At 62.9% G+C, this 22,218-nt stretch carries 13 protein-coding genes; 7 read left to right on the forward strand and 6 right to left on the reverse strand.

All coding sequences use genetic code 11. From position 1 onward, the window contains the following. Positions 1-1,080, reverse strand: coding sequence for a DmsE family decaheme c-type cytochrome (locus tag EC912_RS15745; RefSeq protein ID WP_243649314.1), 1,080 nt, complete (start codon positions 1,078-1,080; stop codon positions 1-3). 263 nt (positions 1,081-1,343) lie between these two features. Between EC912_RS15745 and EC912_RS15750 the strand changes: the two genes are divergently transcribed. After that, entirely contained in the window at positions 1,344-2,285 is a 942-nt protein-coding gene (locus EC912_RS15750) for a LysR substrate-binding domain-containing protein (RefSeq protein ID WP_132145813.1), read from the forward strand. A 16-nt stretch (positions 2,286-2,301) separates the two neighbouring features. On the opposite strand, the gene rsgA is transcribed toward EC912_RS15750, so the two are convergent. Then, a complete protein-coding gene (gene rsgA, locus EC912_RS15755) occupies positions 2,302-3,357 on the reverse strand; it encodes a ribosome small subunit-dependent GTPase A (protein WP_132145815.1) in 1,056 nt (351 codons plus the stop codon). A 117-nt stretch (positions 3,358-3,474) separates the two neighbouring features. Between rsgA and EC912_RS15760 the strand changes: the two genes are divergently transcribed. From EC912_RS15760 to grxD, 4 genes are all read left to right on the forward strand, one after another. Next, positions 3,475-4,716 (forward strand): aminotransferase class I/II-fold pyridoxal phosphate-dependent enzyme, encoded by a 1,242-nt coding sequence (locus EC912_RS15760; RefSeq protein ID WP_132145817.1) that lies wholly within the window; start codon positions 3,475-3,477, stop codon positions 4,714-4,716. Beyond that, the gene (locus tag EC912_RS15765) at positions 4,713-5,336 is read left to right on the forward strand and encodes an SGNH/GDSL hydrolase family protein (RefSeq protein ID WP_132145819.1); all 624 of its coding nucleotides are present in this window, start codon (positions 4,713-4,715) and stop codon (positions 5,334-5,336) included. The genes EC912_RS15760 and EC912_RS15765 overlap by 4 nt, the downstream gene beginning before the upstream one ends. 157 nt (positions 5,337-5,493) lie before the next feature. Further along, positions 5,494-6,363, forward strand: a complete 870-nt coding sequence (locus tag EC912_RS15770; RefSeq protein ID WP_132145821.1) for a UDP-2,3-diacylglucosamine diphosphatase — start codon at positions 5,494-5,496, stop codon at positions 6,361-6,363. Positions 6,364-6,446: 83 nt separating this feature from the next. Continuing rightward, positions 6,447-7,370, forward strand: coding sequence for a Grx4 family monothiol glutaredoxin (gene grxD / locus EC912_RS15775; protein ID WP_132145823.1), 924 nt, complete (start codon positions 6,447-6,449; stop codon positions 7,368-7,370). 58 nt (positions 7,371-7,428) lie between these two features. Here grxD and EC912_RS15780 read toward each other — a convergent pair whose 3' ends face one another. Then, positions 7,429-9,936 carry a protease pro-enzyme activation domain-containing protein gene (locus EC912_RS15780; RefSeq protein ID WP_132145825.1) on the reverse strand — a complete coding sequence of 836 codons (2,508 nt, stop codon included), beginning with the start codon at positions 9,934-9,936 and terminating at the stop codon, positions 7,429-7,431. A 785-nt stretch (positions 9,937-10,721) separates the two neighbouring features. Here EC912_RS15780 and EC912_RS15785 point away from each other — a divergent pair. Then, positions 10,722-13,781 (forward strand): TonB-dependent receptor, encoded by a 3,060-nt coding sequence (locus EC912_RS15785; RefSeq protein ID WP_132145827.1) that lies wholly within the window; start codon positions 10,722-10,724, stop codon positions 13,779-13,781. 460 nt (positions 13,782-14,241) lie between these two features. Further along, a complete protein-coding gene (locus EC912_RS15790) occupies positions 14,242-17,352 on the forward strand; it encodes a TonB-dependent receptor (protein WP_165973635.1) in 3,111 nt (1,036 codons plus the stop codon). 847 nt (positions 17,353-18,199) lie between these two features. On the opposite strand, the gene EC912_RS15795 is transcribed toward EC912_RS15790, so the two are convergent. From EC912_RS15795 to EC912_RS15805, 3 genes are all read right to left on the reverse strand, one after another. Next, a complete protein-coding gene (locus EC912_RS15795; protein WP_132145831.1) occupies positions 18,200-19,861 on the reverse strand; it encodes a Na+/H+ antiporter in 1,662 nt (553 codons plus the stop codon). Positions 19,862-19,964: 103 nt separating this feature from the next. Next, positions 19,965-20,432: a hypothetical protein gene (locus tag EC912_RS15800; protein WP_243649315.1), complete on the reverse strand. Its 468-nt coding sequence runs from the start codon at positions 20,430-20,432 to the stop codon at positions 19,965-19,967. 104 nt (positions 20,433-20,536) lie between these two features. After that, complete coding sequence (locus EC912_RS15805) at positions 20,537-22,213, reverse strand: ShlB/FhaC/HecB family hemolysin secretion/activation protein (RefSeq protein WP_243649316.1); 1,677 nt, start codon at positions 22,211-22,213, stop codon at positions 20,537-20,539. Positions 22,214-22,218 lie beyond the last annotated feature (5 nt).

A 22,218-nucleotide genomic window follows, 5' to 3' on the forward strand; every position in this document is an offset into this window, starting at 1 on the left:
TCACTTGTGGAACTTGGAACCGGAGGGATTGTTCGAACCGTGGATGTTCGTGTGACAGCTAAGGCACGCGCGCCCCATCACGCGTTCGTCGGGCGACGCACCGGTGCCCATACCCGCAGCCGTCTGCAGGTCGTTCGGATGGCGCGTCATGGTGTGGCACTGCTGGCACAGCATCGGGATCGGTGCGACCAGCAGGGTCTGCTGGTTCGATCCGTGCGGGTCGTGGCAGTTGAGACAGTTCTGCCGTACGGGCGCATGCTCGAACAGGAACGGTCCGCGCTTCTCCGCATGGCAGGTGTAGCAAGTCTCGTTGACCGTATCGGTCTTCAGCAGCGGCTTCGTGATCGTGCCGTGCGGGTTGTGGCAGTCCGTGCACGCCAGCTGCCCCTCGGGTAGCGGCATATGCGAGCGGCGGTTGAACTTCGCGCGGATGTCCTGATGGCAGCCGGCGCAGACTTCATTGATGGAAGGTTTCGCCAGCACGCCCTCGGGCGACACACGCGCCATCGGGTTGTGACAGTCGGTGCACGAGAGATCGCGCAGTTCGTGGATCGAGCCGGTCCAGTGCTGGCGCGCACCGCCGGCATGGCAGCCAAGGCACACCTTCGCCTGCTCGGCGGGGGGTGTTTTCGAGTCGTGGGTGAACGCGATGATCGAGCCGGGAGCGGTCGGATTCTTCGCGTGTTCGGAACCCGGCCCGTGGCAGGTCTCGCATGCGGCCTGCGGGCCGCTGCGTTCGCTGCCCGCCCGGAACGACGCGACATGCAGCGAGTGCGACGCCTGGATGTTTTCCTGGGTATGGCACGCGATACAGGTTTTCGATCCGATCGGATCGGCTTTGGGCATCAGCGGATTCGTCGGAATGGACGCCGCGTCGAAGGATGTCGCCGTGCTGGTGTCCCCCGGATGGGTAGCGGCCGTATAGGTCGCCATGCCGTGCCCATGCCCCGCGCCCATGTCGGTCGCCGGCAGCATGCGCGCGATATCTTGCTGGGTCAGGGGTGCGCTGGAGGCAGGTGCGGCCTGCTGGGCGCCGGCTTGGCCGGGCCATGCGACGACCGCGGCCAGTGTGGCCGCCATGAGAACGCACGCCGCTAACGAGAGCGGGAAAACACGCATGGCTATGGCATCCCTATGGCTTTGCGTGAGCGCGCCGGCCACCCCTCAACCCCTGATGGATGCCGGCATCGGGTTCGAGTATCGACCGGCTACCGCAACGCCGGTAAGCCTGTGGCAACGAGATTGTTTGTCCAAGATTCGCGAACAATTGCGATGCCGTGGCGCAACATGCACGTTCCTGCGAGAAGAGTAATCTCGCGGTGACCTGCTTCCGGGGAGGAGTCATGCAGGATCTGAACGATATCTATTACTTCGCGCAGGTCGTGGAATTCGGGGGATTCACCGCGGCGAGCAAAGCGCTCGGCGTGGCCAAGTCGTTGCTCAGCTTTCGCGTGGCGCGGCTGGAGAAACATCTGGGTGTCCGCCTGATCCAGCGGACCACGCGCAGCGCTTCGGTCACCGATATCGGCCGCACTTACTACGACCAGTGCCGGGTGATGCTGGAAGCCGCAGCCCAGGCACAGACGCTTATCGACACGGCGCAGGAAGCCCCGCGCGGCTGCATCCATGTCGCCTGCCCCGTCCTTTTCGCGCAGTTGCTGCTGGCGCCCGTGCTGGTGGGTTTCCTGCAACGCTACCCGGATGTCCAGGTCGATCTGGACATCACCCGGCATCAGGTCGATGTCGTCACGGGGGGTTACGACATCGCTTTTCGCGTTCGTCCCTCCGTGAAGGATTCGAGTCTCGTCGTGCGTTCGTTCGGCATGGATCCGCAGATGCTGGTCGGCAGCACGCGCATGCTCCGGCAGTACGGCCTGCCGCAGGACCCGTCCGATCTTCAACGCTTGCCGAGCGTTGGTGTGGTTGCAGCGGATAACCGGCACTTCTGGCCGCTCACCCATCGGCACGGCGAAACGCGGCAGATCGAACACCATCCCCGCATCGCCACGGACGACCTCTACGTCATGCGGCAAGCAGTGGAAGGCGGCATAGGTATTTCCCAGTTGCCGCGCTTCCTCTGTCGGGAAGGACTGGCAAGCGGCCTGCTGACGGCGTTGCTTCCGGACTGGGAGTTACCCGCCGGCAACGTGCACGCCGTCTATCCATCGCGTCATGGTCAGATCCCGGCTTTGCGCTGCTTTATCGACTACGTGGCGCAGATGCTGCCGAAGGAACTGGCGAGCCTGCATGACGACGACCAGCAGGAGCTTCGCGCCACGGCATGACGGGCAAAGAGCCCCGTTAGTACTCGTCGCGGCCGCGAAATTTCTTGTGCGACTTCACCGGCGGCTTGGAAGCTGCCTTGCGTTTGATCCGGGCTTCCAGTGTCGCAGCCTGCTCTTCGCGCTCATCGTGCAATTTAAGGAAACTACGCCAGCGTTGCGACGAAAGCTCCCCCGATTCCAGCGCGGCCTGGATCGCACACCCCGGTTCGTTGCTGTGGCCGCAATCGGCAAAACGGCACTGTGCCGCCAGCGCTTCGATATCGGCGAAGAGGTCCAGATTTTCCTCGCCCGTGAGCTTCAGCTCGCGCATCCCCGGCGTATCGATCAGACAACCGCCCGTCGGCAGCTTCAGCAACGCGCGATGCGTGGTCGTGTGCCGGCCGCGGCTATCGTGCGACCGCACGGCCTTGGTCGCCATACGCTCTTCGCCGAGCAATGTATTAGTCAACGTCGACTTACCCGCGCCGGACGAACCCACCAGCACCGCGCTGCTGCCGGGCCCCAGATACTCGGCCAGCAACGACACGGTCGACGGATCTTTCGTATTGATCGCATGCACCGCGGTTTCCACGGCCACGCGATCGCGAACCGCCGCGATGGCACCGGGTATGTCGTCGGCCATATCGGCCTTGCTGAGCAACACCACGGCACGCGCGCCCGAGCCTTCGATCAAGGCCAGATAACGCTCGATACGAGTGGGATTGAAGTCGCCGTCCAGGCCCATCAACACCATCACGTAGTCGATATTCGTGGCAATGACCTGGCGCTCGTAGCGCTCGCCGGCCGCGGCACGGCTTAGCACGGTGCGCCTTGGCAGCACCGCTTCGATGACCGGATGGCTTGCGTGATCGAGGAAAACGAAGTCGCCGACGGCGGGCCTGACCGAGGGATCGAGACCGCGCTTAAGGAACTGTCCGGCCGGCTGGGCGTTGAACGTGCCGACACCATCGTCCAGCTCGTAACCGGCGCGATGCTGGGCGACGACACGCGCAAGCCGCCGGCTGTCGTCGGGCAGGCTGGGTTCGCGCCAGCCAATCTGGCGCAGGCGCGCGATATCCGGAACATCGGTCATGCCGGCGATTATGCCCGGTTCCGCCCCGATTTCGCCTCGCGGCGCGGAGACGACGCTGCTAGGATCGGTCGGGAACCCCCGGGACGGCCCGGCGGGCATGAACGAACTGGACTCCAAGTGTCTCCGATCAAACCCAGCGCGCACCTGTCGGACGTGCGTTACGAGATTCGCGGTGCGCTTACCCGTCGCGCACGCGATCTCGAGGCCGCCGGCCATCCCATCATCAAACTCAACATCGGCAATCCGGGCCGCTACGGGTTCAAGACACCCGACCATCTGCGCGAAGCCATCGCCGCGCACCTGGTGGACAGCGAAGCCTACGGCCACGAGCAGGGACTGGAAGAGGCACGCGAAGCCATCGCGGCGCAGCAGGCCGAACGCGGCGCGCGTGGCGTGGAAGTGGAGCGCATCTTCATCGGCAATGGCGTCAGCGAACTGATCGACATCTCCCTGCGCGCCCTGCTCCAGCCCGGCGACGAAGTACTGCTGCCCAGCCCCGACTATCCGCTGTGGAGCGCCGCCACCATCCTCAACGATGGCAAGCCCCGCTACTACCGCTGCCCGGCCGAGCGCGGCCATCTGCCCGATCCGGACGAAATCGAATCGCTGATCACGCCGCAGACGCGTGCGCTGGTGCTGATCAATCCGAACAATCCCACGGGCGCCGTGTATCCGCGCGAGCTGCTCGAGCGCATCGTCGAAGTCGCCGGCCGCCACGGACTGCTGCTGCTCAGCGACGAGATCTACGACGAAATCCTTTACGACGACACGCCGTTCCAGCCGCTGGCCGCCATCGCGGGCGACCTGCCCTGCGTCAGCTTCGGCGGCCTGAGCAAGGTCCATCGCGCCTGCGGATACCGCGTCGGCTGGATGAGCCTTTCCGGCGATCCGCGCCGCAACGCGGAATACCGCGACGCGCTGCAACTGCTGGCCGCACTGCGTCTGTGCGCCAATGTCACCGCCCAGTGGGCGGTGCGTCCCGCGCTGAAAGACAAGCCGACCATCGGCTCGCTCACGTCGCCAGGCGGCCGGTTGTACGAAGCGCGGCGCGCGGTGCTCGACGGTGTCGCCGCCAGCCCGTATCTGGACGTGGTCGCACCGGGCGGCGCGCTTTACGCCTTCCCCCAGGTACGCGCGGACGCGATGCCGCATTTCGACGACACCGCCTTCGCCCTGCGTCTGCTGGAAGAAGAAGCGGTACTGGTCGTACCGGGCACCAGCTTCAATCTTTCCGCAAGCCGGCACCTGCGCCTGACGTTGCTGCCCGAACCGGCGCAACTGGCCGAGGTCTTCGTTCGCATAGACCGCGTGCTCGCACGCATGGCCGACGAAGTGCAGCCCGCCAGCGCCGTCGCATGACCCAGGCGACGTTTCTGGCCCTCGGCGATTCGTACACGATCGGCGAGGGCGTCGCGCCGGATGGCCGCTGGCCCGGGCAACTGGTAGCGCGACTGCGCGCGGACGGCGTCGACATCGGCGAGCCGCGCATCGTCGCCACCACGGGCTGGACGACCGACGAACTCTCGGCGGCGATCGATGCCGCCCATCTGGCGCCACGCTATGACCTTGTCACGCTGCTGATCGGCGTCAACAACCAGTATCGCGGCCGGCCGGCCGACGAATACCGCGGTCAGTTCCTCGCCCTGCTGGAACGGGCGATCGGATTCGCCGGCGATGCGCGCCGCGTGGTGGTGGTGTCGATTCCCGACTGGGGTGTCACCGCCTTCGCGGAAGGTCGCGACCGTCATGCCATCGCGCGCGATATCGATACCTTCAATGCGATCGGCCACGACGAAACCGTGCGCGCGCATGCGCGCTGGGTGGATGTGACGCCCGCCTCGCGAGAGGCTGGCGCGAAGCCCGACATGCTGGTCGACGACGGTCTGCACCCTTCCGCGAAGCAGTACGCGCTATGGACCGACCGCATCGAACCCCAGGCCCGCGCGGCGCTGAAAGAAGCCGGCGGCGCGCTGTTGTAGGAGCGCGCCTGCGCGCTCCCACCGAGCCGTCTTCGTCAGGGAATGTAGAGGGCCCCCTGCAAATAGGTCATAAAGCGGTTTGCCGCACTGCAACGCTGCTGCAACGTCTTGCGATCACCATAAGCGCCCGGGACCTCCCCCTCCCGGAGCCACGCTCATGGCCAAGCTCACCTGCCGCACCGCATTCATCTCGGACGTGCATCTCGGTACGCCGGACTGCAAGGCGGACTTTCTCCTCGATTTCCTCAAACACCTCGACTGCGAGAAGCTCTACCTCGTCGGCGATATCGTGGACATGGAAGCCATGGCGCGGCGTCGCGGCTGGCAGCGCGAACACAGCGCCGTGGTCGGGCATATCCTCGACATGGCCGCCCACGGGGTGGAAGTCATCTATATCCCCGGCAACCACGACGCCCCCATGCGCGGCATGGCCGGCCAGATGCTGGCGGGCATCCGCGTCGAACTGGACGCCGTGCACGAAGGTGCCGACGGCCGCCGCTACCGGGTCAGCCACGGCGACGAATTCGATCCCGAGCACGTCGGCCGCACCTGGATGCTTTATCTGGGCGACGCACTGCACCGCGCGATCTGCTGGGCGAACCGCCGCGTACACGCCGTGCGGCGCCGCATGGACCTGCCCTACCTGCCACTGTCGATCATCATCAAATCGCATATCGGCAAGGCGCTGGACTATATCCACGGCTACGAGGAACGCGTTGCCCGGGATGCGCGCGAACGGGGATTCGACGGGCACATCTGCGGGCACATCCATTTCGGGCATGTCCGCACGATCGACGGCATCGTCTATCTCAACGACGGCGACTGGGTAGAACACTGCACGGCGCTGGTCGAAGACGCTACCGGGGCCATGGAACTGCTGCACTGGACTGGCCAGGCAACCCCGCTGGGACGGGCCAGCCGCGAAATGGTCCTGCCCTCCCTGGCCGGGGCCCTGGCGTTCGCGCCACTGGCGGATTGCCGGACCGATCTCTCGGGTCTGGAGACGGGAACAGCCCGCGCGGCGTGAATAACCGTTGAAAATGAGCCTCCGGGGAACCATGTCCGGCCCATGCCGGTAGAATGGCCCCCTCTCTTTCCCGCGGTGACCCCATGGCCCTCGACACTCCCACCCGCGAACGCATCGAAACCCTGCTGAACGACCATGAGGTCGTGCTGTTCATGAAGGGTTCGCGCGCGCAGCCGATGTGCGGCTTCTCCGCCGCCGCCACGAACACGCTCAACGAATTGCTGCCGACGTATCACACGGTCGACGTCCTGGCCGATCCGGAAATCCGCGAAGGCATCAAGGAATACGGCCAGTGGCCGACGATTCCGCAGCTTTACGTGAAGGGCGAACTGGTCGGCGGCTCGGACATCATCCGTCAGCTGTACACCAGCGGCGAACTGCACACGCTGTTCGGCGCCACGCCGCCGGATCGCACGCCGCCGGAAATCACCATCACCGACAAGGCCGCCGACGCCATTCGCAGTGGCATGGCCAGTGCGCAGGGTATGTCGCTGCACCTGGAAATCGGTCCTGACCACAGCGCCGGCTTCCAGCTGGCGGCGGCCGGCGATCACGACATCGTCGTTGTCGCCAACGACATCGAAGTACATTTCGATCCGGGCAGCGCGGCACGCGCCAAGGGCGTCGTCATCGACTGGGTCTCGACGGTGCAGGGCGAAGGTCTCAGCCTGAAGTTTCCGGGCGCCGTCGATATCCATTCGCTGAGCGTCGAAGAACTCAAGACACGCCTGGACGCCAACGACATCGTCCTGGTCGACGTGCGTCCGTCGCATGCCCGTGCCATGGCGGCTCCGTTGCCGCAGGCGCGCATTCTGGAAGAGGAAGGCTACGAAGCCCTCGCTACGCTTCCGAAAGACACCGCCATCGCGTTTATCTGCCATCACGGCGTGTCCAGCCGCGCCGCCGCCGAGCGTTTCGCCGCTCACGGTTTCACGCAGCTTTACAACGTGGAAGGCGGTATGGATGCCTGGTCGGTAAAGATCGATCCGACCGTTCCGCGGTACTGATCCGCGCTCGCCGACACGGAAACGCCCCTCGTTACCGAGGGGCGTTTTTTTTACGCGATCAGTTCCAGGTGGCCTTCAGCGTGACACCCGAGAACGCCGCATACCCGTTGAGCATGATGTAGTACGTGCCCGTCTGCGGGGAAGCGACCGAGCAGCTCTCGTTGTTGCCGGTGATATACGGACGGCAGCTGTAGCTGGACGTGGTCGGTGCCGAGCCGAACTTCAGATACAGGTCGGCATCGCCGCTACCGCCGGAGATCGCCACCTTGAAGTTCGTCGCTCCGGACGGGACAACGACGGTGTATTTCAGCTGCGCATTCTTCGCACCCGAGAGTCCCGTCACGGCAACGCCGTTCTGCAACACGTTGCCGCCACCCGCGCCGGTGACCGTCACCGACGACGACTTCGCATTGGTCGCCCCGCCGTTATCCGTCACCGTTTCCGTCGCGGTATAGGTTCCAGCCGCCGCATACGTGTGGCTCGGGCTGGCCGCGGTCGACGTGCCGCCGTCGCCGAAGGTCCACGCATGCGATGCAATGCTGCCGTCGCTATCCGTGGAACTGTCGGTGAACGTAGCCGTCAGTCCGCTCGTTACCACGCTGAAATTCGCTACCGGCGGTACATTGGTGCCACCGCCGCTTACCCAGTTGGCCTGGGCGTACGTGTTGAGCTTGGAGATATCGAAGCTGCCGAAGCCGGTCGCCTGATCGAAGCCCGTCGTCGCGGTGTAGCCATGGTTCTGATAGCCGTTGTTGCCCGATGTCACGTCGTGCAACAGCGAGGTCTGCGTCGGAAACGCCTGGTAGAAATTCGACGCCGGAAAACCGATGGCATTGTTGGCCGCCGATTCGATACGGGCGAACGCGCCGACGAACAGCGGTGAGGCCAGACTGGTACCGCCGACCTGTTCCGTCGAACCGTTGACGATGATGTTGGCACCCGACGAAGAGGCCGCATCGAACGACAGATCGGGACCGACACGCTTGGTCACGCTGCTGCCCAGTGCGGCGGTCTGCCAGGACGGAGCGGTCTCGTAGAGGCTGGCACCGCCGCCCGTCGCCCAGAGGCGCTGATTGTTGTCGCCCTGACTCGGAGCGATCGCCGACAGGCCTTCGTTCCACACCGTCTCGCCGGACCATGTCGTGCCGCTGGTCGATAGCGTGGTGCCGCCCACCTGGATCACGTACGGCGAACTCGCCGGCTCGCTGACCGAGTAATGGGTGAGATCGATTTGCACCGTACCGGCGGAGTTGGTCACATAGCCTGGCGAACCCGACACCGGATCGGTAGACCACTGGTAAACGCCTGCATCGCCCGAAGCGATCGAGAACGTCTGACCCTGCGCGACCGCCTGCTGGAAGATCGTATCGTCGGCCGACTGCGTACCCGATTGCTCCGCCGCCGTTTCGTCTTCGCCGAGCGACACGTTGATGACCTTGGCGATGTTGTCGACGACGGCCTGGTTATAGGTCGCCGTGATGCCGGCGTCGGTGATCCCGCTCGAATTCGAATCGCCGTTGGGCGACGTGTAGAAGATCAGCTGTTTGACGCCGCCCGAAATACCGACGATGTCCTGGCTGTCCAGCGACCACTCGCCGTTTGAATTCGGATCGTTGGCGAACGTACCGCTACCGACCTTCTTGATGAGCGAGTTCACCGTGGACATGCCGGCATTCGAGGTAAACGTATTCAGATCGGTCACCGTCTGCGTGATCGAACCCCAGGTAATGATGCCCACCGCGGTATTGGTTGCAGCGGGAACCGAGCCTGCGTCGTAGATCGTGGCGAAGTCCTTCGGACTGTGCGACGTGACCGAGGCTGCCGCCAGCGTGCTGCTGGCAGGACCGGGAACCGTGACGTTTTCCGGCTTATAGACGTGATGGAGCGTGTGCTTGACCGACACGTTCTGAAGACCCAGTACCGCACCGACCGTGTCGCCGAGTGCGGCAGGCACCATCGCCGGCGCATCGTTGGCGAAGAACTGACGACCGTTGACGCTGAACTGTTTCATCGACGTGTTGAAGCCATTGACGGCCGTGCCTGCCGTACCGTCGGCGGAGATGAGCAGATGGTTCGGCGCCACTTCGATGTTGGTGAACCCGGACTGGGTCAGGTGTGCGACAACCGCCTGCACCTGCGCATCCGTTGGCGCGTAGGCAGCTTTGAACTGTGCCGGCGTCAGAAATTTGCCGAACTGCGCGCTCCCCGGCGTACTGATCTGTCCGAGCAACGACTGCAACTGATCCTGGTTCCGGAGCTTGAGACTGACCACCACGTGCAGCGGATGATCGACTTCCAGTGCCGTGACCACCGCGCCATCGATACGCGGCGTACCGGTGACGTTCAACGCATAACCGGTGCCCGAGGTGGGAACCGACAGACTACTGGCGGTAGTAACGCTGCTCGCGGGTGTTGGCGCACTAAGCAACGCCGCCCGCGTATTCGTACTTACCCAGCTATCCGCGGCATGCGCGGATAAAGAGGTCATAGCCAGTGCAACCGCCAGGGAAAGCAATTTCTTGCGATTTCCCTTAATACCGTTCTTGTGGGATCCCTCGATCTTCATGAATAGTCCTGTAGTTAAAACCACACAGATTGCCGCCGGACAATGCCGGCAGCTCCGGTACTGCTGGCGTCCCGAATGTCAGGAGCGGCGAGCGACGGATTGATCGAAGTACGTTTTATTAATCGTCGATGCGTCGCAAGAAATTGCAGAACCATCGGTCGGAACGCCCTACTCCCCTGTTTCCAAATCAGTCTCAGCACTGAAACCTTTCTTCGTCCTTTCTTAATTCATTACGCATCGGAGCGGTAATGGCGCAGTGTGATCAAATCGACATGATTCACCGAAAAAAAGTCGATTTATTAAACTGTCTTTATTCATTCGAATAATCGCTTCTTAATCGACCTAATCGGTTATATACAAAATCCTTCGACATCGTAATTTCATGCGTAGGATTAATTCCTATTGCCTGCATCGTTACGTGAGGATTACGTTCTCTTTACGTTCGGCACTGCCAGGCGCGCTCGTTTCGCCGGGACTTCAATCGGCGCAGCAGCTTAAAAGTCCAGGGACGGCGTTTTCTTTGGGGAGAAAATGCATGCTTACGCCACCTTCTTACCTCTTTGTCGCGCGGTCCATTTCGCGCGCCGCCACGACCGTACTTACGCGTCGTCGGCCTGGTCGATCCAGCTTCGAATAACCCCACCGGATAACCATTCGCGCTGACCGCGCGACCCGGAAATCCGCGCCACCCGATGCCTGAAGCATTGGGTAGGGACTCGTTTTTGCCGCATTTCGGGCGGTAGCCACGATTGCGTTCGTTTCGTTTTTTCTGAGGAGGCGTTTTTATGCAAGTCGCAACTCGTCTTACCCGACCAGCTCCGCGTCGCCTCGCGCTCGCGGTAGCTATCGCCTGTTGCATCGCCGGTTCCGGCACTGCCCTGGCACAGAGCAACTCCACCGGTGTGATCTACGGTTCGGCCGCGCCCGGCGACACGGTTCACATCGAAAATGCAGGCACCGGTTTCAAGCGCGATATCACGACCGACTCGAGCGGCCGTTACCGCGCCGCGTCGCTACCCATCGGCACCTATAACGTCACGCTGATCCGCAATGGCACGACCCTCGAATCGCACAACGGCGTGCAGACGTCCATCAGCCAGGGTACCGATGTTTCCTTCTCCGCCGGTACTGCCGGGTCGGGTGCCACGACACTCGGCACCGTCGAAGTAAGCGGCACCACGCTTCCCAGCATCGACGTCAGCTCCGTCGACTCGCGCACCGTGCTCAACGCCGACCAGCTGCAGAAACTGCCGATCGCGCGCACATCGATCAGCTCCATCGCGCTGCTCGCACCGGGTACCACCCAGGCCGCTCGCGGTTACGGCAACGCGCTGTCGTTCGGCGGCTCGTCCGCATCCGAGAACTCGTACTACATCAACGGATTCCAGGCGACGAACCCGCTCACCGGCGTCAGCTCCCGCCAGCTTCCGTATGACGCGATCGATCAGGAACAGGTACTGATCGGCGGTTACGGCGCGGAATACGGCCGGTCGACCGGCGGCGTGATCAACGTCGTCAGCAAGCGCGGCACCAATGACTTCAAGGGCGACATTCAGGTGCTGTGGGCACCCTCGACGCTTGCCCAGCAGCCGCGCAACGTATACCTGACGAACGGTACGCTGTACCAGAAAGGTAACGCATTCGCTCTGCGCAACAACGAAACCCTGCAGTACTCCGGCTCATTCGGCGGCCCGCTGATCAAGGACAAGCTGTTCTTCTTCATAGCAGCCGACTGGTACAAGCAGACCGGCGACTTCACCGGCTCGCGTGCCGTAAGCGACGACGAGCAGCAGACCGCGAAGACGAAACGGTGGTTGGGCAAGATCGACTGGAACATCACCGATAACCATATCCTCGAGTTCACGGGCTTCGGCGACAACGAACAGACCGACTCGACGATCTATGGATACAACTACACCACCGGCCGCGGCAAATTCCTGGGCACGCAGTACACGAAGAACTACAACCTGACCCAGACCAACGCCACACCGGGCGGTACCACGTACATCGCCCACTACACCGGCTACATCACCGACGACTTCACGATCAATGCGATGTATGGCCGCTCGGATGCCGATCACCAGCAGACGGTGAACGGCGCTTCCGGCACGCCTTGCCCCAGCATCACGGACTCGCGCGTCGAGTTCAGCAGCAATCGCCAGACGGGTTGCACGGTGGGCGGCACGACCACCCTGCTTCCCGGCTCCAGCGACAGCAGCCGCGGCTGGAACATCAACCTCGAGTACCGCCTGGGCGACCACGACCTGCGCGCCGGTATGGATAACTACGTCCTTCGCGCGAAATGGGGTGCGATCCCCGTCGGCGGCACGGCATACATCTATAACGACGTGGGCAACGGCTCATCGATCAAGCAGCGCCTGATCAATCTCGGCCTCGATCCCGCAAGCTACAACCCGGCCAACTTCCCGAACGGTTATTACGTGGAATCGACGGCGCTGACCACCGGCACGTCCGCCCGCACCAACCAGCGCTCCGAATTCATCGAAGACAACTGGCAGATCACCGACCGGTGGCATGGCTACATCGGCCTGCGCAACGAACAGTTCACCAACTACAACGGCGTCGGCGAGGTCTACGCCAAGGCCCGTCATCAGCTCGATCCACGCCTTGGCGTGTCGTGGGACGTCTACGGCGACAGCTCGCTGAAGATCTATGCGAATGCAGGCCGTTACCATCTCGGCCTGCCGACCAGCGTGGCCGTCCGCGGCGCCGGTCCGTCGACCTATCCGTCCAACTACTACTCATTCACGAGCATCGATCCGGCAACCGGCATACCGCAGGGCCTGAGCACAGGCGCACCGTATTCGGGTACGTACTACCTGAACGGCGCGAACGGCACGCCGCCCGACGCGAAGACCGTCTCCGCCCAGCAGCTCCACTCGTACTATCAGGACGAGTACATCCTCGGCTTCGACAAGCAGTTGCCGGATAACTGGGTGGTCGGTGCGAAAGCGATGTACCGCAAACTTCGCAGCCTGATCGACGACACCTGCGACCCGGCACCGCTGCAGGCCTGGGGCGACCGGAATGGCCTGTCCGCCGAAGTGGCGGCCGGTATCAACCGCAGCACGGGTTGCTGGCTGTTCAATCCGGGACGCGCCAATACCTTCACGCTCTCGCCGGCGGACGGTCAGTACATCAGCGTTCCTCTGACCGCGAAGGACATCGGCGAGCCGACGCCCAAGCGCCGCTACTACATGCTCGATCTGTACGCCGAACACCAGTTCAGCGACAAGTGGTACGGCAAGATCGATTACACGTTCTCGCGTAGCTACGGCAACTCCGAAGGCCAGCTCGACTCCAACATCGTGCAGGCCGACGTATCGACCACGGAAAGCTGGGACTTCCCGGCCATCATGGAGAACACCAACGGTCCGCTGCCGAACGACCAGAAGCACCAGCTGCGCGTCTTCGGCAGCTATGCGCCGACGGACGAGTGGCAGTTCTCGACGGTGACGCGTATCGCCTCGGGCGTACCCATCAGCTGCCTCGGCATCCGTCCGCTGTCGGCCGGTGGCGACCCGTACGGTTACGGCGCCAACTACTTCTGGTGCAATGGCAATCCCGCCCCGCGCGGTTCGCGTGGCCGCACCCCCTGGACCTACAACCTCGACGTAAGCGCCGCTTGGAAGCCGGCCTACCTCGATCACAAACTGGCCCTGACGATCGACGTGTTCAACCTGCTCGGCAAACAGCGTGTGACGCAGTACTTCGAAACGGGCGAGACCTCGCAGGGCCTGCCCAGCCCGAACTACATGCGCGCCCGTTCGTTCCAGGACCCGCGTTACGTGCGCCTGGGCGCCCGCTACGACTTCACTCTGTGACTATGACGGCATAACAAGACCGGCGGGCAACGGCTTTAGTTTTAGCCGCGCGCCCTGAGCAACTCCCCAGATTCGGCCGCTCCCGCAAGGGTAGCGGCCGTTTTTTTGCCTTTTTCCACGCGTCAGAAGTTTCGATCTCGCGTCAGTTCGATGAAACATGTTTCACGGAAGACGTGTCAACCAATGCGAACGAAAATTTCTTGCTGGTACGAATGGCGCCGTTTAGCCATCCATACGAGTTATTACGATGAACTGAATTTCATCTTATGCACGAGTCGTACCAGCTTTCCCCTGGCAAGACCTTGCGTTCAGCGAAACGCGCATTGAGCGCCTGGAACCTTCCGCGTAGCGTCCGCACCGGTCGAACGTTTTAGTTTTGTTAAACGACGTCGATCGACGAGCAGCGCGGAGGATGTTGCTCGAAACCAGAAAACGTTGGCTTCGGCCGGGGAGATCAAACATGTATTCGCGTAGTTCGATGGGGAACGCTCGCCGGCGCTCGCTTGCGTTGGCAGTGGCGACCGCGCTGGGATTGGTTGCAACGGGTGCGATGGCGCAGAGCACCGTAGGCTCGGTATATGGCACGGCGGACGCCGGTGCCCAGGTCACGATCGTCAATACAGGCAGCGGCCTTACCCGCAATGTGACCGTCGGCAACGACGGAAAGTTCTCGGTTTCTTCGCTGCAACCAGGCGACTACCGCATCAGCGCAACGGAGAAAGGTCAGACGACCACGCGTACGGTCGAAGTCGTCGCGGGCCAGGGATTCAACCTCAATCTTGCCGCACCCGCCGCTGCCGCGGGCGGGACGGAAGACCTGAGTACCGTATCGGTTACGGCGAACGCCCTGCCCCCGATCGACATCACGTCCAGCCAGACCAATACAGTACTGACGTCCGAACAGATCAAGCAGCTCCCGCTCGCACGCAACCAGACGGCCGTAGCGCTTCTCGCGCCCGGCGCAACCAAGGGCGATAGCGCATTCGGCAACCTGGCCTCGTTCAGCGGCGCATCGGTGGCCGAGAACAGCTACTACGTCAATGGATTCAACGTCACCAACTTCTTCCAGAGCCTGACGTATTCGCAGGTTCCGTTCGAAGCCATCGATCAGGAAGAAATCCAGGACGGCGGCTACGGTGCCGAGTACGGCAACTCCACCGGCGGCGTGATTTCGGTCAATACCAAGCGCGGTACCAACGAGTGGAAGGGCGGCGTCGACGTCACCTGGAATCCGTACCAGCTTCAGGCCAGCCAGCCGGACATCTACCTGAAAAACGGATCGCTGCTTCGCACATCGAGCAGCAACAAGAACTACCTGATCGGCAATAACAATTCGGGCAATGCGAACGATTTCGGAACGCGCTACAACGCGTGGATCGGCGGCCCGCTGATCAAGGACAAGCTGTTCATGTTCGCGTTGGTCGGCGGCACCCGTACGAACGACGAGCACTACGGCGACACCACGGGTGGCGGCAACTACAACCGCACGTCGATCTCGGATCCGCGCTACCTGGTGAAGCTCGACTGGAACATCTCCGACAGCAATATCCTTGAGTACACGGGCTTCAGCGACACCAGCAAGACGAACCAGAGCATCTACGGCTACGGTTATTCGGACAACGGCCAGCCCTACCGGACCGACTACCTCGGCAACGTCTACAACAAGACGGGCGGCCAGACGAACATCCTGAAGTACACCAGCTACATCACGGACGACTTCACCATCTCGGCCCAGTACGGCAAAAGCGTCAACAAGCGCGTGAACACGGCGACGGCGGCCAATGGCATCGTCGAAACGTATGACGGCAATATCTTCGACGCCGCCAATTCGCCCGGCTGCCCCAGCATCACCGACAATCGCACGCCCGTGCAGAACGGTGCGCAGGGCTACAACCACTGCGATTTCGCCGGTAGCCTGAACACGCCGAACGGCGAGGATCGCCGTGGTGCCGGCCGCATCGACTTCGAGTACAAGCTTGGCGATCACGACCTGAAAGCCGGTTGGGCACGCGACCATTTCACCTCGCAGACCGGTACCTCGTACGAAGGCGGCGCGCTCTATACCTACTCATCGATTCCGGCATCGCTCCTCGGCCACGACCCCGGCCTCGATCCGTCCGACAGCATCGTCCGGCAAACCGTATTCGCCACCGGCGCGAAGATCGGCGTCACGCAGAAGTCCTACTATCTGCAGGACAACTGGCACATCACGGACAACTTCACCGCCCGCATCGGCGTGCGCAACGACGGCTTCGAGAATACGAACAGCGAAGGTGCCACCTACGTCAAGCAGGTGCACAGCTGGCAACCGCGTCTGGGCTTCTCGTGGGATGTACACGGCGATTCGACGCTGAAGATCTATGGCAGCGCAGGCGATTACTCGCTTCCGCTCGATGCCAACGTCGCGCTGCGCGGCGCTTCGGCATCGCTCTATCAGATCAAGTACTTCAGCTATACGGGCGTCGATCCGCTCACCGGCGCTCCGACGGGTCTCGGTGCCCTGCCCGCCGCCTATGCCGCTGCGTTCCCCTCGCGCACCGGTACCGTTTATGCGAACGGCGAGTCGGGCACCGTTCCGGACCCCGGTGCAGTGGCAACGCAAAATCTGAAGCCATTCAAGCAGCGTGAGTTCATCCTCGGTGCACAGCAGCAGGTCGGCGACTGGACGCTTGGCGTCAAGGGCATCTACCGCTTCATCCTGACCGGCGTCGACGATGCATGCGATTTCCGCCCGATCGCCGCCTATGCCAACAGCACCTACGGCCTGAATCTGGATACCACCAGCCTCACGCCGGAGGCGTCGAACGTGCCCGGCTGCTATATCTTCAACCCGGGTAGCGGCGTCACGTTGAACACGCCGCTCGATGCGACGGGCAAGCTGTACTCGGTGCACCTGACCGCCGACCAGGTCGGCGAGCCGAAGTACAAGCGCTCCTACGAAGCACTCCAGCTGACCGCCGAGCGCAACTTCGACAATGTCTGGTACTTGAAGGCGTCGTACGTGTGGTCGCATACCCGTGGCAACGCCGAAGGCGGCGTGGATTCCAGCAACGGCCAAGCCGATACCGGAACCACCGAGCTGTTCGATTACCCGGAGATCATGGCCGGCTCGAACGGGTATCTGCCGAACGATCGCGAGCACACTGTCAAGGTCTACGGCGCGTGGCAGATCAACCCGGAATGGATGGTCGGCGCGAACGCCATCTTCCAGACGGGTCGTCCCGAAAACTGCTATGGCCTGAATCCGATCGACTCACAGGTCGTCGGTGGTTACGGCTCGGGTGCCTATCTGTACTGCAACGGTGTCGTCGTGGATCGCGGCTCGGTTGGCCGCACGCCGAACTACTGGAACATCGATCTGAACGCCGCGTACAAGCCCGAATGGGCCAAGGGACTGACGCTATCGGCAAATGTATTCAACGTGTTCAACAAGCAGAAAGCGCTTTCGGTCAATGAAGTGGGCGAAGACGCCAACGGCGTATCGCTGTCCGGCAGCACCTACCTGACGCCAACAAGCTTCCAGCAGCCGCGTTACGTCCAGGTCTCGGCCGAATACGACTTCACCCTCTGAAACAACAACAAGATTGGGTACGCGCCGATTCCCGCGGCGCGCTACCCGGCAGCCCTCCCCAGATTGCCGCCGGCCACCCCGGCGGCTTTTTTTGCATTCTTTCCGTACTACGGGGACGATCTTGCGCGCCTAGCCGCTCTCTGGGTAAGGACAGTCGCTGGGCGGCTCGTGTTGGCAGCGGCTTCGTCGGCTCGCGCTCGTGCCTCGGGGAAGCCGTGGCCGGGTTGGCCCTTGGGGCCTTCGGCGCCGTCCCTGCGGGAGCGGGCCGTAGTCCCGCTTTCGCTCCGTCACTAGTCATCGCGGCCCTCGGCTAAGGCGGCCCCAAGGGCCAACCCGGCCACGGCACCGTCGACTGCGGTTTGCTGTGGGCAGAGCGCGAGCCGAGCACGTGATGGGACTGGACCGGTATGCGGTCACCTATCCATGCGTCGACGCGACGCTTTCCCCTACGTGACCGCAGCGTTCGGCAGAGCCGTCGGCCACCACCCTCGACGCGACTTGCGCAACCGAGCGCGGCGGGCGGACAAGGCCCGCAGGGGGCGGACCTGGACGGTCCGCCGTTTTTGCTGAGGCAAGGATGCCGAATCAAAAACCCCCGCCCGCAGCGCGGGCGCGACGGGGCGCAGCCATCAGACACAAGCCGCGCAGCGGCTCTCCTTTCCCGAGCGACGGTGAAGCCGGAGCGTCGAGGGTGGTGGCCGACGGCTCTCCCCGAAACGTCCCAGCGCGAAAGCGATGGCGAAGCCGAGCCGCCCCTCGAAAAGGCGTAAAGAACCTTTCTTTGTCATACGATCCGACAGATGCCTGATGAAACGCGAAACATCTCCTGCAGAAGCCGGCGCAAGGCTCAACCGGCGTGCAGGCCTGTCAGGGCTGCTTCCGCCAGATCGATCTCGCGTAGCAAGGTGCCCATGGTTTCGTCGTTGATGTGGTGCGTGCTGCGTAGCCTGTAAAGCTCGGTGCGTTCCGCGCGTAGCGCAGCCAGTCGCATCGCGCGTTCGGTCCCGGCTTCGGCGCGTGCCTTTTGGGGAACGTCGCCCTCCTCGCCCGCCGCTTCCAGACGCTGCTGGTAGTCGGACATCACGCGTGCGGCTACTCGCGATGCCAGGGCGATGCCGTTCTCGTCGGCTTCTCTTTCTATGCGCCGCTGTTCGTTCTCGATACCGTGAAGCGCCGCCTGCGCCGTGAAGGCGCGCGCTTCGCGCTCCTCGCGTACGCGCGGATCCTCGCCGGGAAGCTTCAGGCCCTTGACCAGCAACGGCAGGCCGATGGCGCCGAAGATAAGCGTGCACAGGATGACGCCGGAGGCGAGGAAGATCATCAGGTCTCGCGTGGGAAACGGTACGCCCTCGCGAATCATCAGCGGCAGGGACAGCACACCGGCGAGCGTGATCGCCCCACGAACGCCCGCGAGCGCCGTGGTCCAGATCAGCCGGACGCCGGGGCGCGGACGGACTTCGTTTCGTACGAGCGCACGCAGAAGCACGAAGCGCAACGACACCCATACCCAGATAAAACGCAGGAGTACCAACGCCAGCGTGATCGCCAGGATGTAGCCGGCCAGATACCAGAGATGGCCTCCGCCCGCCTGCGCCAGATCTACCTTCGCATTGCCCAGAACGCCCGGCAGCTGCAATCCCAGCAGAAGGAAGATCATGCCGTTGAAGGTGAATTCCACCATCGACCAGACACTGCCGCTCTGCATGCGTGTCGCGACATGCCCGCCCTTGAGCACATCGGTGTAATTCATCGTGATACCCGCCGCCACGGCGGCCAGGATGCCGGATACATCGAAGTGCTCCGCCAGCAGGTAGGCCGCGAAAGGCAGCAGGAGCAACAAGGCGACCTGACTCGAAGGGTCGACCTCGCCAGTCCAGCGAATCATCCGGCGGCGTATCTGGCCGAACAGCCAGCTGACCACGGCACCGGCGACGATACCGCCAAGCGCCTTGACGACGAACTCGATCGAGGCGTCCATCAAGGAGAAATGTCCGGTAACTGCGGCCACGATGGCGAACTGCAGGGCGACGAGGCCCGATGCGTCATTGAGCAACGCCTCTCCCTGGATGATATGCAGCAGACGCGACGGTACCGGCGTGCCGCCCGTAATCGACGTGACCGCGACGGCATCCGTCGGCGAAAGCACCGCCGCCAGCGCGAATGCCACGGCCAGCGGCACCGAAGGAATCATCCAGTGGACGAAGTAACCGATGCCCAGGATCGTGAAGAACACCAGTCCGATTGCCAGGGCGAGAATCGGACCGCGCAGCAGGAACAGTTCCCGCTTGGGAATGCGCCAGCCATCGGCGAACAGCAGCGGCGGAATGAAAAGCAGGAAGAACAGATCGGGATCAAATTGCACATGCATGCCGAACAAGGGCATGGCCAGAATCGCGCCCAGTGCGATCTGGACCAGTGGCAACGGCAATTTGAACGGCAGAATGCGCAGCACGGCGCCTGAAAGGGCGACGACCAGCAGCAGCACCAGGACGGTCATGACAATACTCATGCCGCAACGCTAACGGCCAACCGTGCCAGTGTCGAGCCATCGCCCGGCCGGGGCGGGGCGATGGCTCGACAGCGTCACCAAGAGGATGACGCCGCTACCTGTCTCAGAGGCAGTCCGTCAGACCTTCGTAGATCGTGGTTTGCGTACCGGGAAGCGTCTCATCGATGGGATTGCGGCCTTCCAGCGCGGCATAGAAAGCCTCGACCGGCGTATGGGGAGCCAGCGGAGCGCGGCAACTGAATATCCGGGCATACGAAACAACCTCACCCGATTTCCCATCGACATTTTCATAACCGCCTGCGAACGTCCACAGACACTCACCCATGGTCCCGCTGAGCCTGTCCACCGAGCAGGTGAAATTCATCGACCGGAGGTTGCCGTAGTCTCCTTCGCAGAACGTGTCTCCACAGATAAAGTCGAAGGACTTATCGAGCCGGTCGGCCAGATCGTAGAAGCGGTCCCACGACGCTTCGTCGCTGGGATAGTTGATGGCGTCGACATAGCGCGACTGCCCGGCAAGCGCGACGGACGACACGGTGAAAAGCAGCGCGAACAACATGAATCGGAACATAGGCACCTCCGTTGGAATGAACGGAGATAAGACCGCGAATACGCATGCGGCCGACAGCGGCGGCGGTCGCCCGCTCGCGTAGGTCGGCCGCGAGTTGAGGTTCCTCAGAAACCCTTCTGCACCTGCACCCACGCCCTCGCCGACTTCGTCGAGCCGATCAATGCCGGACGTGCGCCAACTGGATGCGATACATCCGCGCTGATGGCCCACTGATCGTCGCCCGCCCAGCGAAGACCGACACCGACGTCCTGCACATGGGCACTATTGATCCCCGGCGCGAACGTATTTTTGTAGATCGTCACGCGTCCGCCATCGGCAAATGCCGTCGCCGTCCAGATGCCGGGCAGCGATACGGCCAGCGTGTGACGGAATTCGATGTTCAGCATCTGACCCTGGGTGCCGGCGATGGCGCCCGTGTCGTAGCCGCGTACATTGTTCGCACCGCCCAGATAGAACTGCTCGGCGGTATCGAGATTGCGATTCGCCCATTGCCCCTGGAAGCCGACGTACAAGGCATTGTTGGTCGACAGCTGCTGAAGACGCGCAATCGACAACGACCACTTCAGGTAGTGACCCTTCGTTCGCGTGCTGATCGCATCGACAAACTCCGCGAAATCGTCGTTGAAGCCGAGCTGGCCGTACGTCGCCGACAGATTGAAGTTGGTCACGCCATGCGTGTCGCGGGTATCGCCGGCAAGTACGCCAGTCCAGCTATTGGTATGGCGGTGCGTCTGGATGCCGACGACATCGATATCGTCGTTCAGACGACGATGATCGAATTCGAGCTGGCCGTAGAGGTTGCCGCGCGTGCTGCGGATGAAAGGGTGCGAAATGAACAGGCTGTCGACCTGGGCCGTGCCGTGCCCGCGCAGTGCGCGAAGGTCGCCCGAAAGCCTGTAATCCAGCGCCGATGCCGAGGCGCCTATCACCGTGCCTTCGCCGTTGACCAGGAATCGATAACCGAGCTGGCCATACTTCATGTTCGCGCCCGACGTGAGCGCGTTGGCGATAAGCATATCGCCCTGATGGAGCAGGCTGTTGACGTTCAGCGTGCCGCTCAGACGCGTACGGCCGGTATACCGATTGCCATAGTCGTCCAGCGAGACCACGCCGGTATAGCGCGGACGATCGGCCGCGTCGACGACCAGGTCGGACGTACCCGGTTCGCTACCGGGACGTATGACCGACGTCGTAACCACGCCGGGAATGTCTCCGAGCAGCAGCAGACTGCGATCGAGGTCGCCCTGCGTTACCGGCGTCCCGCTGGCCAGCGACGCGAGCGTCGCACGAAGCGGACGGTCCGACGTCGCACTGTGGTTGTTCAGTGTCACCGCGCCATAACGCGCTTCGAGCACGGCGATGCGAACCACACCGCCATTGAGCTTCTGCGCGGGAACATAAGCGCTGGCGAGCGGATAGCCCTTCTCGCGATAAGCCTCGGTGATGCGATCCGCCAGCTCGTACAACTGCGCCAGCGTGAGCTGCTTCCCCTCGCCTGAAGCCACCAGTGCGTGCAGCTCGTCGACAGGCAGCGAGGTCGCGCCGGTGATATCGATGCGATTGACCTGGAACGGTGCGCTATCGCCACGCGGCCCCTTCTCGGGACGGTGCATATCCAGGCTGGGATCGTTGGCCTGCGGTGGCGTGCGTGGCGGCGGCACTTCCTGCAAAAGCTGACCTGCCTGCGGCGGACGCACCTGGGCCTGCACGGCTCCCATGCCAAGCGCGGCGAAGATGCAGGCACCGAGGGTTCTGCGCAAAGGGAATACAGAGGACTTCATGGTCG

It is taken from the genome of Luteibacter rhizovicinus, assembly GCF_004342265.1.
Taxonomy (GTDB): domain Bacteria; phylum Pseudomonadota; class Gammaproteobacteria; order Xanthomonadales; family Rhodanobacteraceae; genus Luteibacter; species Luteibacter rhizovicinus_B.

Excerpts from the sequence above, each read along its gene's own strand:
- EC912_RS15805 (WP_243649316.1), bottom strand. The coding sequence starts at position 22,213 with ATGAAGTCCTCTGTATTCCCTTTGCGCAGAACCCTCGGTGCCTGCATC.
- EC912_RS15780 (WP_132145825.1), bottom strand. The coding sequence starts at position 9,936 with ATGAAGATCGAGGGATCCCACAAGAACGGTATTAAGGGAAATCGCAAG.
- EC912_RS15790 (WP_165973635.1), top strand. The coding sequence starts at position 14,242 with ATGTATTCGCGTAGTTCGATGGGGAACGCTCGCCGGCGCTCGCTTGCG.
- EC912_RS15745 (WP_243649314.1), bottom strand. The coding sequence starts at position 1,080 with ATGGCGGCCACACTGGCCGCGGTCGTCGCATGGCCCGGCCAAGCCGGC.
- rsgA (WP_132145815.1), bottom strand. The coding sequence starts at position 3,357 with ATGACCGATGTTCCGGATATCGCGCGCCTGCGCCAGATTGGCTGGCGC.
- EC912_RS15800 (WP_243649315.1), bottom strand. The coding sequence starts at position 20,432 with ATGTTCCGATTCATGTTGTTCGCGCTGCTTTTCACCGTGTCGTCCGTC.
- EC912_RS15750 (WP_132145813.1), top strand. The coding sequence starts at position 1,344 with ATGCAGGATCTGAACGATATCTATTACTTCGCGCAGGTCGTGGAATTC.
- EC912_RS15770 (WP_132145821.1), top strand. The coding sequence starts at position 5,494 with ATGGCCAAGCTCACCTGCCGCACCGCATTCATCTCGGACGTGCATCTC.
- grxD (WP_132145823.1), top strand. The coding sequence starts at position 6,447 with ATGGCCCTCGACACTCCCACCCGCGAACGCATCGAAACCCTGCTGAAC.
- EC912_RS15785 (WP_132145827.1), top strand. The coding sequence starts at position 10,722 with ATGCAAGTCGCAACTCGTCTTACCCGACCAGCTCCGCGTCGCCTCGCG.
- EC912_RS15795 (WP_132145831.1), bottom strand. The coding sequence starts at position 19,861 with ATGAGTATTGTCATGACCGTCCTGGTGCTGCTGCTGGTCGTCGCCCTT.
- EC912_RS15765 (WP_132145819.1), top strand. The coding sequence starts at position 4,713 with ATGACCCAGGCGACGTTTCTGGCCCTCGGCGATTCGTACACGATCGGC.